Here is a 15,256-nt window from a genome sequence, read left to right on the forward strand (position 1 = left end):
AATACCACGACCATGGGACCTGTCTCAAATGTTCGGCAATATTTTAATTCACGTAATAAGTGCAGCGGGCTAACTGTTTTGGGACAAATCTCAAAGACGTCGCACATCTTGTTGTCCATGATTGAGTTGTCCCAGGGAGGGGGCACCTACTGTGCATTTCTCGTGTGAGCGGTCTGTTTTTCCTCTGTCAGGGGCAAGATCCGTTTTATTTCAGTGATGCTTTAAACCCGCCCTGTGCGGGTTTTTTTTATGCGTTTAAGCCTCTCTATAGACAAAGCACTATTCACGGCGCAGCTCTGGGTTTTGAGACAGTTCTTATATTGCCCAAAGGCCAACTTAAGGAAAATTCCTACATCCCAAGAATTCCTTGAACAGGAGTGGCTTGGTTGATTAACCAGCGAGCCGGATAAACCGGTGTAACGACCAACCTGACTAATTAAAGGCAGATCACGTGAACGCTAACGCAGTCAATGTTGCCGTAGTAGACGGCAAAACAATTACCCAAACGGTGGAGCTTTCCACCGTCAAAAATGGCCAGCCAATCCGCATCAAAGCGGTGCAGGGCGGTAAATACATTCTGGGTGAAGGTGAAAAAGGCATCGCGCCGGAAAACATCACCATCAAGCGCGTGGGCAAGGACCTGCATGTCGCGCTGGAAGGCAGCGATCCGGATCAACCACAGTTGATCATCGAAGACTTCGAAGGCAGTGGCGGCCAGTTAGTGGGTATCGCTGAAGATGGCTCCTACTACCCTTACATCTCCTCCGACGCCGAACAGGACCGCTCTGCTGCCTTCCTGATCGAAGGCGTTGACGCACCGCAAGTGCTGGGCTCCCAGGAGCTGACCGGTTTTGGCAATGGCCTGGTGGCCGGCGGCGGCATCGGCTGGTTCTGGCCAACGCTGCTGGGCCTGGGTGCCCTGGGCCTGCTGGGCGGCATTTATGCAGCTACCCGCGATGATGGCAGCAAAAAAGATGCCGTCGTTCCGGTTAACACCGACAAAGGATCAGTCGGCAACGTTCATGACGACGTGGGCGATAAGCAAGGCGCGATCCTGCCTGGTGAATCCACCGACGACCGTACCCCGACGTTCACCGGTATCGGCCGCCCTGGCACCAGCGTTGAAATCGTTGACAACGGCAAGGTGATCGGCACCGCGCCTGTGGGTGACGACGGCAAGTGGGAATTCACCCCGGCCGAGCCAGGCCTGGACGATGGTTCGCACAACATCGTCATTATTCCGGTGGACAAGGACGGCAACAAAGGCGACCCATCCCCAGGCCATGAAATCATTGTTGACACCGTGGCGCCTGCGCGTCCGTTGATCGACGGTATCTATGATGACGTCGCGCCGCAAGAAGGTCTGATCGCCAGCGGCGGCCATACCAACGACACCACTCCGACGATCAACGGCACCAGCGAAGCCGACGCGATCATTCGCATCTACGACAATGGCGTGGAAATCGGCAGCATCCAGGCCGACGGCGACGGTAAGTGGAGTTTCACTCCAGACCCGGCCTTGGCCGAAGGCCCGCACGAATTCACCATCACCGCTGAAGACGCCGCCGGTAACATCAGCGCGCCTTCGCTGCCATTCCCAATCATCATTGACATCACCGCGCCGGACAAACCAGGCTCTGGCACGGGGGCCGTGGATGAAGCCATCGATGATTTTGGCCCGATCACCGGCCCTATCGACAGCGGCGACACCACTGACGACAAGACCCCAACCTTCACCGGTGGTGGCCTGGAGCCAGGCGACACCGTGGTCATCATCGACAACGGCACCGAAATCGGCACCGCCATTGTTGACGAAGACGGCAAGTGGGAATTCACTCCCGAAGAACCAGGCCTGGGCGAAGGTTCGCACGAAATCGTAGTGGTTATCCGCGACCCGGCCGGCAACGAAAGCGAGCCCTCTGATCCACCCTATGTAGTGATCATTGACACCACTAACCCGGGCAAACCGGGCGCAGGCACGGGTGGCATCGATGACGCACTGGACAATGTCGGTCCAATCCAGGGCAGCATTGGCGACGGCGAAGATACCGACGACACCACCCCGACTCTGGTAGGCACTGGCGGTACGCCAGGCAATACCGTGATTATCATCGACAACGGCATCGAAATCGGCACCGCCCCTGTGCGTGATGACGGTACCTGGGAATTCACCCCGAATCCTCCACTGACCGAGGGCTCTCACGAAATCGTGGTGGTCATCCGTGACCCAAATGGCAATGAAAGCGAGCCATCCGACCCGCACACCATCATCGTAGACACCACTGCACCAGGCAAGCCAGGCACTGGCACGGGTGGCATCGACGACGTGTTGGATGACGTTGGCCCGATCACCGGCCCCATTGGCAACGGCGGTGACACCGACGACACTACTCCAACGCTGGAAGGCAGCGGCGCCGAGCCAGGCGATACCGTGATCATCATTGACAACGGCGTCGAAATCGGCACCGCCCCTGTGCGCGGTGACGGTACCTGGGAATTCACCCCATCCCCGCCTTTGGCCCAAGGCCCCCACGAACTCGTGGTGGTAATCCGAGATCCGGCCGGTAATGAAAGCGTACCCTCCGACCCGCACCTCATCATTGTCGATACCGTGGCACCAGGCGTGCCAACACTGGACACCGTGTACGACGACCAGGGCGCGATTCAGGATTTCCTCGATTCCGGTGATACCACCGACGACGCCAGCCCGGAACTTGCTGGTACTGCGGAGTCGGGCAGCCTTGTGACCATTTACGACAATGGTATAGCCATCGGTAGCGTGATTGCCGCCGGCGGTAACTGGACCTTTACCCCGGCCCTGCCCCTGAGCAACGGCCCGCATACCTTGACGGTCACCGCGACGGATGCCGCTGGTAATGAAAGCGCCCCGACCCCTGGCTTTGATCTCGACGTTTTGGCTGGTGGCGCACCTACGGCGCCTGCCATTATCTCGGTGTTCGATGATCAGGGCGCGTCCCAGGGACCATTGGCACAGAACGAGTTTACCGATGACGCACAACCGACCATCAGTGGTACCGGTGCCGACGGCGATGTGATTTCGGTCTTTTCCAACGGCAATTTGCTCGGTACCGTCCCAGTGGTCGGTGGGCAATGGAGCTTCACCCCCGCCACCCCACTGCCACAAGGCTTGAACAACCTGACCGCGCTCGCCACAAATGCCGCCGGTAACCCAAGCCCGGCCACCGGCGATTACCCGATCAACGTCGATACCCTGGCGCCAGGTGCGCCTGGGGCGTTGACTCTGGCTGACGATGTGGGTGCCATTACCGGTCCGATCAATGCCAATGACACCACTGACGACGCCAACCCGACGTTCGGCGGCACTGCTGAGGCCGGTTCAGTGGTGATGATTTACGACAACAATCTGCTGATCGGCAGCACCAGCGCCGACCCAACCACCGGAGCCTGGAGTTTCACTCCTGCTACACCATTGGGCGATGGCCCGCACTCGCTGAGTGCCCAGACGGTAGACAGTGCCGGTAACCGCAGTCCGATGAGCGCAGCCATTCCCTTTATAGTCGACACCTCGGCCGTCGTGATTTCTATCACCTCGGTGGTCGACAATACAGGTACGGTAACGGGTGACCTGTCCAACGGTCAGAGCACCGACGATACGACCCCGACGCTGAACGGCCAAGCGACGCCAGGCGCTGTGGTCAGTGTCTACGATGGCCTAACTCTGTTGGGCACCGTCACTGCCCATGCAACCACCGGTCAATGGACGTTTACGACTCCGGTGCTGGGTGAAGGGTCACATCAGCTGACCGCCACCGCGACCACCCCAGCCATTGGTGAAAGTGCGCCTACCCCAGTGTTTGAAGTAGTTATCGACCTCACTGCGCCGGGCGTTCCGGCGATTGATGAGGTGACCGATGACGTGGGTGCGATCCAGGGTCCGGTGCCTAACGGCGACTCCACAGATGACACTACCCCGACCCTGAGCGGTAGCGGTCAGACGTTCGGGGAGATCGTCATGATTTATGACAATGGTCTGCTAATCGGCAGCGCACCGGTGATGGGTGACGGCTCCTGGAGCTACACGCCGACCACGCCGCTGAACGATGGCCAGCATCCGATTACTGTCGTGGCGGTCGACCCGGCCGGTAATGCCAGCGCGCCCTCTGCTCCGTGGACGGTGGTGATTGACACGACGGCGCCAGTGGCTACGGCTGTGATCGACAGCATGGGCAAGGACAGCGGTGCTGACAGTGGTGACTTTCTGACCAACGACGGCAGTGCCGGGCGGTTGATCCAGGGTTCGTTGACGGCTGCTTTGGTGGCGGGCGAGACGGTGCAGGTATCCACTGATGGTGGGACTACCTGGCTGGATGCGCTGATGAATGCCGATGGCACCTGGAGCTTCATTGATCAGAACAGCCATGCTAGCGACTGGACTATTCAGACTCGTGTAGTGGATGCGGCTGGGAATGCTAATACCACTAGTCAGGCGGTCAGCTTGGATAGTCTGGCCCCGGATGCGCCGGATGAATTCTCGATTAATGGCACCACCGTTACCGTGACTTTCGATGGCAGCAGCCTGCTCGAGGGCGACACTCTTCAAGTAGTGGTGGGTAGTGAGCGTTTCGAGCAGGTATTAACGCAGGCGCAGATTGATGCAGGTACGGTTGATGTGGCGACCACTGCTGGCGTGTCGATGACCAATACTTCTGCATCGTTTATCGATCAGGCGGGTAATTCCTCTCAAGTTCTGACATTCCATACCTCCTCGGTTGATTTTGAGGACACTACACCTGTCAGGGTCGGCGAAGGGACCTCCATGGATTTTGGTGTATTTACCTTCAGGTGGGATGACGGCGCCGTGGATTCTGTAGGCTGGCCCAGAGGTATTGTTGCTGCCGGGACAACCACAGGCGAGGGGCTAGTAACGCCGTCGATAGGGCTCGGGGTATGGGGTGGGACGACGCAGGATGCGCGTGTCACTTTAAACAATGGAGAAACAGCGACTGGAGTCACATTCCAAATCGGTGAGTTAACCGCCTCTATGATGCTGCGTTTTTTCGATGCTGCCGGGAATGAGGTTCACACTCATCCAGTACCAGATACTGGTGGCCCAAATATCGCTACTGTCGACGTAACGTTACCGGCGGGCGTTGAATACAGCTATTTCGAGCTGGATACCTTGGATGCGCAATACTTCTGGCTTGATGACATTGTGTTTCAAGGGATGTCTCCGGATGGTTTCGAAAAGAACGATCCTGCTACTACCCAAACGATTGACGGTACAGGGGCTTACTATGGCGATGACGCCGAGAACATCTTCTTGTTGGGTGATGTTGTACATCTCAATGCCGCCGACAGCGTCATCAACGGTGGCGCAGGAGTCGACACCCTAAGCCTGACCGGAGCCGATCAGACCCTGGATCTGTCTGCCATCGCTGGCAAGCTGGACTCCATCGAAATCATCGACATCACTGGCACCGGCAACAACACCCTGAATCTGTCCCTGGGCGACGTACTGGAGCAGGGCGGTAGCAGCCTGTTCACCGGTGACGACGCCGCTCAAATGATGATCAAGGGCAACGCCGGCGACGTAGTCAACCTCGACGATCTGCTGCCAGACGGCACCGACCCAGGCGACTGGGCCACTGCCGGTACCGCCACCGTGGCCGGGGTTGTGTACAACGTGTACCAACACTCGACTCTTGATGCTCAGCTGCTGGTTCAGGACGGAGTCGCCACCAACCTGGTGTAACCGCGTACCCCGTGCGCAGGCCTTGGCTTGTGCACGACTCGCGCTACCAAGCGGTTGGTTCACTCCAGCCTCAACTTATTCGATAGCTGCGGGCGCCTCAGGGTGTTCGCGGTGGAGTTTTAATCATGTTTACACGTCAAAACATCTTCAGTGCTGCGGCCGTTGCCGCTGCCCTCTGCACGATGCCACTGGCTCAGGCAGAGCAGCACTATGGTTCGGGCGCGATCCAGGCGTTCGGCACCTCCTACAACACAGTGGCTCCGGTCAACGACGGCCAGGCCCAGGTGGTTTACTACCGCGCCGCCGACAGCCGCCAGCCGGGGTCGGCCAATGTCTACGTGGACCGCGAGTTCCACACCAGCCTGTTGCCGGGTGGTTACAGCACCTTCTGTGTGGTACCGGGCAACCGCACCCTTGGGGCTTATATTGGTGATGCACCGCGTTACACCGGCAAGTCTACTGACCTGTACTCGGCCAACCTGGAAGGTGGCAAGACCTACTTCCTCAAAGTGCGTGATAACGGCAGCGGTGCTCCGCTGGCCGTGACCCGCGCTGAGGCCGAGCGCGACCTGGCCGGTGCTCGTGCCCAGGTGCAGGCCCTGTCCCGTGCCTCTTTGGTGCAACAATGCAATAACCTGCCGATGGCGCCGATACAAGCTGAGCAGTTCCAGGACTACGCCCTGTCCGGTGACGTGCTGTTTGCCTTCGGCAAGTCGGGCTATCAGGACATCAGCACCCGTGGTCGTACTGCCATTCGTGCGCTGATCACCCAGCTGCACCGCGAACATGCCAAGCTCGATCGCATCGAAGTAGTCGGTCATACCGATCCGATTGGTTCCTACTCGGCGAACCAGGCCCTGGGCCTAAAACGTGCACAAACCGTGCGTCGTTTGCTGGTGGATGGAGGTTTGCCAGCGGCGTCGGTAACGGCCCGCAGTGTTGGTAGCAGCGAGCCGGTGACCGACGAATGCTACGGCAGCAAGGCCGAGCAAGTGGCTTGCAATGCACCTAACCGCCGCGTCGTGGTGCGTGTGGATGTGAGCGGTCAGTAAGGCTTAGACAACCGTCCCTCTCGGGGAAGCTTTCGAGCTTCCCTTCTTTGCCGCAGCTGCAGCGCAGTTGCGGTTTTTTTTACCAATGAAATGATCAGCGCCGATTTATCGGTGCTCACGGCGGAGTCACGCCCATGTTTTTACCCAACAGGAAACACACCGCCTTGCTGCTGAGCGCGGGACTGTTCTGCCTCCCGGTAATCGCCGCACCGGCCGACATCGTACCGGGCAAGGTGTTCGATGCCACCTACGTTCCGGTTCCGCCGATCGGCGAAGACCAGGCACAAGTTGTATATTATCGAGTTCAGCAAGGGGTGCAGCGCCAAGGCGCAGCCCACGTTTATGTTGATCGTGAGTTTCATACGGGTCTATTGCCGGGTGGATATTCCACCTTTTGTCTGGCACCGGGCTCCCACACCCTGGGCGCGTACCTGGACGACACACCGGATTACAAAGGTAAGCGCAGCGACCTGTATCAGGCTTCGTTGCAGGGCGGAAAAACCTATTACCTACGGGTACGTGAGGATGGCAACACCTTCCCACAGCCCATCAAGCGTGAAGAGGCTGAGCGTGAACTAAGCACTTTGCGGGTGCAGGCGCATGCTCTGACCCGAGCGGCGTCCATCGAGGCCTGTCGACATTACGACTATCTGGTGGATGAGTCGCGGTTCAAGCACTACGAGTTGTCCAGCGATGTGCTGTTTGCCTTTGGCAAGTCGGGGCAGCAGGACATTTCTGCGGTAGGGCGTAAGGCTGTGGGTGAATTGGTCGATGAGTTGCAACGCGACGATGCGCAGATCCGTCATGTGCAAGTGGTGGGGCATACTGACCCGATCGGTGACGAGGCGAAGAACCAACACCTGGGACAACTGCGGGCCAATACCTTACGTGAATTGCTGGTGGCGGGCGGGATTCCTAAGTCGCTCATCAGCGCCGCTAGTGCGGGAAATCGCGAGTTGGTAGTGTTCAGCTGTTATGGCAGCCGGGTGCAGCAGATTGCCTGCTATGCGCCGAATCGGCGGGTAGTGGTGAAGGTAGAGTTGGGGCGCCCTGTGGAGAGGTGAAGGCGCTGCGACGAAGCAGTGGCAAGGTACCCAATCTATGGTGAGAGGCTTCGCTGGGCGGGGTGGCGGGCATTAGGCATGCTCAACTCAGGCCGATCAATCAATATCTGCCCTGCACAAAGACAGCATTCGGCTCCGTTTATCTGTCTAGGGGGCGTTTCAGACAAGTCTCGTTCATTTGGAAAAAGCGGCGCTTCAGACTGATCCTATTTGAGTGTTCCGGGACAGGTGAAGTTAATCATGAGTAAACGCAAAACGGGTGGAACTAAGAGACGCCCCGCAGCGGCCCAACCGTTTTCAGGCCATCAATTCGAGCCGTTGGCTCGTGCGTTCAAAATCGCTATGGCCTGTCGAGATTATGGTGCGGCAAATGTTGCTGCCGAGCGCGCTTTAAAGATTGCGCCGCAGCACATGGGCGTGCTGTCCGATTACGCCTTGTGCCTGATGCGTCAGCAGCAATACTCTCGGGCTCATGAGGTTTACCTGCGGATCTACAACGCACCGCCGGCGCTTCAGGCTCAGGCCAGTGCAACATGGATGGACGGGCTTGCAGAAGTATGTGGGTGGCTTGGGCTGCGTGATGACGTAAAACGTTACGGCAGAGAATCGCTGGAATGTTCTGATGTACGTCACGGTCAAGGTCCCTTCCAGCCATTGCTGGGTAAACCCCCGGCGTTTCAGGCTGATCAACCGCAGCGCAACATCATTGCCTTTACGTTGTTCGGAGAGAGCCCGCGCTATTGTGAATCGGCGATTGCCAATGTGGTTGTCGCCAAGGAATTGTTTCCTCACTGGCGTTGCCGCGTTTACCTGGATGACACGGTCCCTGCCTGCATCCACAGACGGCTGCACAGCGCGGGCGCGCAAGTCATCGACATGAGTGGCGCCGCACAGGACGGCGTTCACCCGTTGATGTGGCGATTTCTGGTGGTCGATGACCCAGAGGTGGATCGCTACCTGATTCGCGATGCGGACTCGCTGCTGTCCGAGCGTGAGCAAGCTGCTGTCGAGCAATGGATTGCCACGGATTACTGGTTCCACCATATGCGAGACTATTTCACTCATACCGAACTGATCTTGGCCGGTTTGTGGGGCGGGTGCCGGGGCGGTCTGATGTCATTGAAGCCACTGATGCAAGCCTGGCTGGCGCGTCAGAGCGACGTGACACGTTTTGCCGACCAGATCTTCCTACGAGAAACGGTTTGGTCCACGTTGCGCCAGAGTGTACTCAATCACGATGATTGGTTCGATTTCCACGGTGCGACGCCCTTTGCGACGCATCGACCGATCCGCTGGCGTACCGGCAGTTTTCATGTCGGCAGCAACGCCAGCTTTCAGGGTGTCCGCGGTACCAGCAGCAAGACTGACGGTGAGCGTCAGGGCTGGCGGGTATTGAATGAACAAGGGAAGGAGGTCTGTGCTTACAGTTCGATGGTACAGGCGGGGCATTGGTTGGCGGACTTACCGTTTTTTGTGATCGAACCCATTCGTGGCGGCCAATGGCGGGTTGAGCTGACGGAGTAATGGCCCGCCGGTGCAATACCGTAATGCCCAGCCCCTCGCGCTTTTGGGACATATCTCATTCAACCGAACGCCTCAGCTAGTCAGAATTGTCCTACTGACTTCATGGCCCACACCGCACTCGACGGAGCAGGCCATGAACTATCCATTTCGTTGAGGCTGCCGGTTGGCGGTCCGAATTCAGGACTCTTGTGATGACGACTGACGCGCCTGCTGGTTCAAGCGTTGCGGCTAAGGCTTTGCCCCCGCCCGAAACGACGATTCAGGACACTCTGCTGCAAAGCGTGTCCTGGATGTGTGACCATTACAGTGTCGGGAAAAGTCCCGAAGCCTTGACCGCCGGACTGCCCAAGGGTGGCTTGCTGACCCCTTCGCTGGCGTTGGCGGCGTTGTCGGCTGCCGGACTGTCAACTGGGTTGGTGGAGCGTCGGGTGCAAGCGCTGCCCAAGCAATTGGTGCCGATGGTGCTGCTGCGCAAGGAGCAGGGCGGTTGCATTCTGCTTGGACGGTTTATCGGCACCAATGACGAAGGCAAGAAAGCCTATCGCTACCAGGTGATCCTGCCGGAAATCGGCAGTGAGCCGGTGGAACTGGACCAGGTGAGCATGGACGAGATGTACGCCGGCCACGCCATCCTGGTCAAACCCCGAGCGAAGGTTGACCTGCGCGCTGGCGACGAAACCCCGCAACCGGCCGGCCATTGGTTACTCAGCACCCTATGGCGCTACCGCAGCTACTATCGCAGCGCCGCTATTGCCGCGGTATTGATCAACGTCCTGGGCCTGGCGAGTATCTTTTTCACCATGAACGTGTATGACCGCGTGGTGCCGAACCAGGCGTTTGTTACGCTGTGGTCGTTGGGCGTGGGTGTGGCAATTGCCATGATCTTCGAGGCGGTGTCGCGGTATGTCCGGGCGCATTTACTGGACCTGGCCGGCAAGAAGGCTGACCTGGTACTGGGCACGATACTGTTCCGCCAAGCGCTGTCAATTCAGATGGAACACAAGCCGGCTTCGTCCGGTTCGTTCGCCAACCAGTTACGTGAGTTCGAGTCGGTGCGCGACTTCGCCACCTCGGCCACCCTGGCGACGATTTCTGACTTACCGTTCGTGCTGATGTTCGTCGGGGTTATTTTCGTGATCGGCGGCCCGCTGGGCTGGGTGCCGCTGTTGCTGATCCCACTGATTTTGATCATCAGTGTCATCATCCAATGGCCGTTGGCGCGCACCATGAAAGAGAACATGCGTGAAGCGTCGCTCAAGCAGGGTGTGCTGGTGGAGTCGGTAGAGGGCCTGGAAACCCTCAAGGCGGTCGGCGGTGAACCCTACATGCAACGCCGTTGGGAAACCTTCAGTGCCCTGTCGGCCGCCACTTCAATGAAGTCGCGCTCGCTGTCCAGCGTGGCGACCGGTGTAGTGGCGTTTTTGCAGCAACTGCAAACGGTGGTGCTGATCATCATCGGCGTGTACCTGATCGATGCCGGTGACCTGACCATGGGGGCCTTGATCGCCACTGTGATGCTGGCCAGTCGCGCGACGGGCCCGTTAGGTCAAGTGATCGGCCTGGCGGTGCGTTTCCAGCAGGCCAAGGCTGCTTTGAGCTCGCTGAACGGTTTGATGGCGATGCCGGTGGATCGGGATTCGACCCATGAGTACTTGCCTAAGCCTTCACTGTCGGGGCAGATCACGATCAAAAATGTGGGTTTTTCCTACCCTGCACCGCCCATGCAACCCAACCCGACCGTACTGCAAGGGGTCAATCTGACCGTGGCCGCTGGTGAGCGCGTGGCGATTCTGGGGCGTATTGGCAGTGGCAAATCCACTCTGCTGCGGGTCATGGCACGGCTGTACTCACCAACCGAAGGGCAGATGTTCACTGATGGCCTGGATGTGAACCAGATCGATCCGGCGGACTGGCGTAAAGCCGTCGGTTATGTGGGCCAGGACGCGCGGCTGTTCTATGGTTCGTTGCGCGAGAACGTCATGATTGGCCGCCCCGAATCCACCGCCGATGAGTTTCTGCGTGTATTGCGCCTGACCGGTCTGGACCACATCGCAGCCAAGCATCCCAAGGGCATCAACTTGCCGATCGGTGAGTCCGGCGAAGGTTTGTCGGGCGGGCAGCGGCAATTGGTGTCCCTGGCTCGCAGCTTGTTAGCGCGCCCTAAGTTGTTGCTGCTGGATGAACCCACCAGTGCCATGGACACACAAACCGAAACGCAGTTTCTCGAGCACCTCAAGCACGCCACCGAAGGCCAAGCCCTAGTGGTGGTGACTCATCGGCCGTCACTGCTGGCGCTGGTGGACCGCATCGTGGTGGTGGATGACGGCAAGGTCGTGGCCGATGGCCCCAAGGATGAAATTCTTGCGAAGTTATCCGGCAAACCTGCGGCTACGCAGGCCCCCCAACGGGCCCGTCGCCAGAGACAAGCCGTCGCGGCCAAAACTCCGGCCCCCGCAGCGACATCGGCAGCAAAAGTAAAACCCAAACCGGCCTTCATGGTAGGTAAAAACGCTAACGTCTCCAACCAGCCACCCGTGACGCCTGCCACAGCAGCCGCGCAGGCAGAGGTAGCATCGTGATTCGTAAATTTTGGGGTCGTAACGCCCAAGCTGCTCTGGAACCCGGCGATGCCGAGTTCATGAACGACGTACAGGAGTCCCTGCTGTCACAAACCACACCGGGCTCAAAGTTGGTGATTTATCTTATCGCGGCGGTGTTGATCATTGGCGTGGTGTGGGCCAATTATGCTCGAGTTGAAGAAATTACCCTGGGCGAAGCCAAGATCATTTCCTTGAGTCGCGAACAGGTGATCCAGAGCCTGGAAGGTGGAATTCTTTCCGAGATGAACGTGCGCGAAGGCGCGATAGTGGAGAAGGGCGAGGTGCTGTTGAAAATCGACGCCACCCGTGCCGAGTCCAGCTATCGCGAAGCGCTGTCGAAGGTGATCGGCTTGAAGGCAGCCATTACCCGCCTGCGTTCAGAGGCTTATCAGCAGCCGCTGGAGTTCGAAGACATGGTAAAGGAAGACCCAATAGTCGTGGCCCAGGAAACCCGGGCCTATGAGTCACGCAAGCGTGCACTCAATGACAGCGTCAGTGCTCTGGAGCGTAGTTACGCACTGTCCTCTCGCGAAATTCGCCTGGCCGAGCCGCTGGCGGCCAAGGGATTGATGTCGGAAGTCGAAATACTGCGTATCAAGCGTTCGGCCAACGATATCAAGTCGCAGATCGTCGAGCGCATCAACAAGTTCCAGGCTGACGCCAGTTCTGAATTGGCGAAGTTTGAACTGGAGCTGTCGCAGATCAGCGAAAACCTGATCGGCCGCGCCGACATCCGTGACCGCACCACCATCACCGCCCCGGTACGCGGCACCGTGAAAAACGTGCGGGTCAGCACTATCGGCGGTGTGATTCAGCCGGGCGAGCACATCCTGGAGATCGTGCCACTGGAAGAGCAACTGCTGGTGGAGGGCAAGATTCGCCCCTCCGACGTGGCCTTTTTGCGCCCTGGTCTGCCGGCAACGGTGAAGATCACTGCCTATGACTACGCCATTTATGGTGGCTTGAAAGGTAAGGTCGAGCACATCAGCCCGGACACCTTGAAAGACGATCAGAAAGCTGCGGCCGGACGCCCCGACGACACCTATTACCGCGTGCTGGTGCTCACCGACAGTAGTGAGCTGACGGCGGGCGGCAAATCACTGCCGATCATTCCCGGGATGGTGGCCTCGGTTGAAATCCGCACTGGGGAAAAAACCATTCTTCATTACTTACTTAAGCCCGTGCTCAAGGCGCGCGAAGCCTTTCGGGAGCGATAATCATGACGACTAAAAATCCCCCGCAGTGTGCTTTGCGGGCTCAGGATCTGTTTGTGCCGCGTAACCGCTTTTACCTTTTGCGCTCGATGTTCTTGTGTCTGTCGACTTGTGCCTCGTCGAGTGTCGTAGCTGATGAATTGCTGATGTTCATAGCCGCTGCTGAGTCGGCGCAGGCCAAGCCTCGCGCACCGGTGGCATTCAAAACGGTGACAGCGACCAAGCCTGCTGAACCGGTGAAATTTATAACGGAGACAACGACCGCGCCCGGCGCGCCGATAGAGTTTAATTCGGTGGCGGCGGCGGCCAAGCCTGTCAGGTCTGTGGAACTCAAATCGGTGGCAACGACTAAGCCAATCGCGCCGGTAGCGTTCAAACCGTCGATACCGGCTACGACCTACTCAGTACCGGTGAACACCGTGGCCAGGGCGCCACGGCCGAATGACGGTGGACTGCAGTTTTCCAAGGTGGTGGACCCTGCCACGGTGACCTTTGCCCCGGCGCGGTTGAGCGAAAAACCGGCGACAATCGCTCCTGTCCCAAGAGCGGCGGTGGCGACATTCAAGCCTGCCACGACACCAGCCTCTGCAATCCGCCCGAGTACGGTGCCCGGTGTATCTGCGCTAGCCATGAGCGGTTTGCCGGCTCGATTGGCCAGCCGTCAGGGCGCCGCGGCAGGTCCTTCGGAGCAGGAGCTCAAGGAGATTCTCCATCGCGCCGTCCAGGCCGCCGCCGAGCGCAGCCCCACAGTGCAACGGGCCCACGCAGAGCTTGCCGCCGCTGATGCCGACATCGACGAAGCCAAGGGTCAGCGTTACCCCCAGGTCGACTTAGGTACGACGGCCGGTTCGAAGAAATTCGGTTCGGGGTCAGAGGACAGTGATGGGAGCAGTAGCGGTATCAACCTCAATGTCGTCACACCGGTGTATGACTGGGGACGGATTCGTAACACCATCGACAGCCGACGTCATTTGTCCGCGGCGGCCACGGCAGCGATTGACGCAGAACTGGAGAACTCGGCGTTTGATGTGACCCGCACACTGGTGGAATTAGGCAAACAGCGCATCATTGTTGACCTCAGCCAGCAATACGTGGACCGGATGAATGAGCTGGTGAAAATGCTCGCCGGCATTGTGGCCGTGGACAAGGGACGCTCCAGCGAACTGACCCAAGCCAAGGCACGTCAGCTGCAGGCCCAGGCTGCACGCGATTCAGCCGACACCCGCGCTAAGGACGCGGAAATCAGCTTGCGTAAATTGGTGGGGGATCGGCCGATCATGATCCCGCGTACCAAGGAGTGGAACATCCGCCTGGCCAATCTCGATCACCTGTTGTCCAAGACCGAGGACCACCCGGTCATCAATCAGGCCAAGGCCCAGACCGAATCCGCCGAATTGCAGGCCAAGGTCGTGCGTTCGTCATCGCTGCCACAGTTGAACTGGGTCGTCAGCAAATCCACCGCCGAAGACTCCCTGGGCCGTGAACAACCCTGGGAAACCCACCTTGCTGTGACCTGGGGCGCCTTTCGTGGCGGCTCGGCACGGGCGTCGGAACGTGCTGCATTGCAGCGCGCCGAGGCCAGTCGACAAGAAGTGGAGCAACAACGGTTGGACTTGGAATACCGAATTCGTACCGCCAACCACGAAGCCATGACCTTTCTGGAGCGGGCCGAGTTGTACCGCAACCTGACGGTGGAATCCGACGGTATTCGTGTGGCGTTTTATGAGCAGTGGTACCACCTAGGCAAGCGTACGTTGCTGGATGTGCTGTCGGCTGAAAGTGACCACTACGGCAATCGGGTGAGTGAAATTACCAACCGCTTTGACGGTTATCAGGCGATCCTGCGCCAGTACGCTGGGGCCGGTACATTGGTGGGGTGGCTGCGTGGCTCAGAGCGCTGAGTTGTTAGCAGCTAGCGCTCAGTGTAGCCCTCAATCTGAACAGTCCGTTGAAATTCCAATCAGTCAGCTAACTCGAAAAACTGCCGTTGCAGATGGGGCAATTACGCAACGTTGCGGGCTCGCATACCACTTTCTGTCGAGTACGAGTGACGGGGGTGTGCAGAGCG

The 15,256-nt window shown here is 58.7% G+C and carries 9 protein-coding genes; 7 read left to right on the plus strand and 2 right to left on the minus strand.

Annotation, left to right across the window (positions count from 1 at the left end; translation table 11 throughout):
* Window positions 1-451: 451 nt before the first annotated feature.
* The 6 genes from CLM72_RS13865 to CLM72_RS13890 all read left to right on the plus strand — a co-directional run bounded on the left by CLM72_RS13865 (window position 452) and on the right by CLM72_RS13890 (window position 13,191).
* Entirely contained in the window at window positions 452-5,734 is a 5,283-nt protein-coding gene (locus CLM72_RS13865; protein ID WP_105226831.1) for an Ig-like domain-containing protein, read from the plus strand.
* A 125-nt stretch (window positions 5,735-5,859) separates the two neighbouring features.
* Window positions 5,860-6,786 (plus strand): OmpA family protein, encoded by a 927-nt coding sequence (locus tag CLM72_RS13870; protein WP_105226832.1) that lies wholly within the window; start codon window positions 5,860-5,862, stop codon window positions 6,784-6,786.
* A 134-nt stretch (window positions 6,787-6,920) separates the two neighbouring features.
* Window positions 6,921-7,850: an OmpA family protein gene (locus tag CLM72_RS13875; protein WP_105226833.1), complete on the plus strand. Its 930-nt coding sequence runs from the start codon at window positions 6,921-6,923 to the stop codon at window positions 7,848-7,850.
* A 240-nt stretch (window positions 7,851-8,090) separates the two neighbouring features.
* Entirely contained in the window at window positions 8,091-9,374 is a 1,284-nt protein-coding gene (locus CLM72_RS13880; protein WP_218275513.1) for a tetratricopeptide repeat protein, read from the plus strand.
* A 191-nt stretch (window positions 9,375-9,565) separates the two neighbouring features.
* Entirely contained in the window at window positions 9,566-11,953 is a 2,388-nt protein-coding gene (locus tag CLM72_RS13885) for a type I secretion system permease/ATPase (RefSeq protein WP_105226834.1), read from the plus strand.
* Window positions 11,950-13,191, plus strand: coding sequence for an HlyD family type I secretion periplasmic adaptor subunit (locus CLM72_RS13890; protein ID WP_105226835.1), 1,242 nt, complete (start codon window positions 11,950-11,952; stop codon window positions 13,189-13,191). Before CLM72_RS13885 ends, CLM72_RS13890 begins: the two co-directional genes overlap by 4 nt.
* 70 nt (window positions 13,192-13,261) lie before the next feature.
* Here the strand turns inward: CLM72_RS13890 and CLM72_RS29275 are convergent, their stop codons facing one another.
* Together CLM72_RS29275 and CLM72_RS29280 are read right to left on the minus strand one after the other, a co-directional pair.
* A complete protein-coding gene (locus CLM72_RS29275) occupies window positions 13,262-13,564 on the minus strand; it encodes a hypothetical protein (RefSeq protein WP_256595401.1) in 303 nt (100 codons plus the stop codon).
* Between the two features lie 21 nt (window positions 13,565-13,585).
* Window positions 13,586-13,819: a hypothetical protein gene (locus CLM72_RS29280; RefSeq protein ID WP_256595402.1), complete on the minus strand. Its 234-nt coding sequence runs from the start codon at window positions 13,817-13,819 to the stop codon at window positions 13,586-13,588.
* On the opposite strand from CLM72_RS29280, the gene CLM72_RS13895 reads away from it, so the two are divergent.
* Window positions 13,818-15,089, plus strand: coding sequence for a TolC family protein (locus tag CLM72_RS13895; RefSeq protein ID WP_256595403.1), 1,272 nt, complete (start codon window positions 13,818-13,820; stop codon window positions 15,087-15,089). The two genes, CLM72_RS29280 and CLM72_RS13895, sit on opposite strands and share 2 nt — an antisense overlap.
* Window positions 15,090-15,256: the final 167 nt, after the last annotated feature.

Source organism: Pseudomonas sp. MYb193 (assembly GCF_002966775.1).
GTDB lineage: Bacteria > Pseudomonadota > Gammaproteobacteria > Pseudomonadales > Pseudomonadaceae > Aquipseudomonas > Aquipseudomonas paracarnis.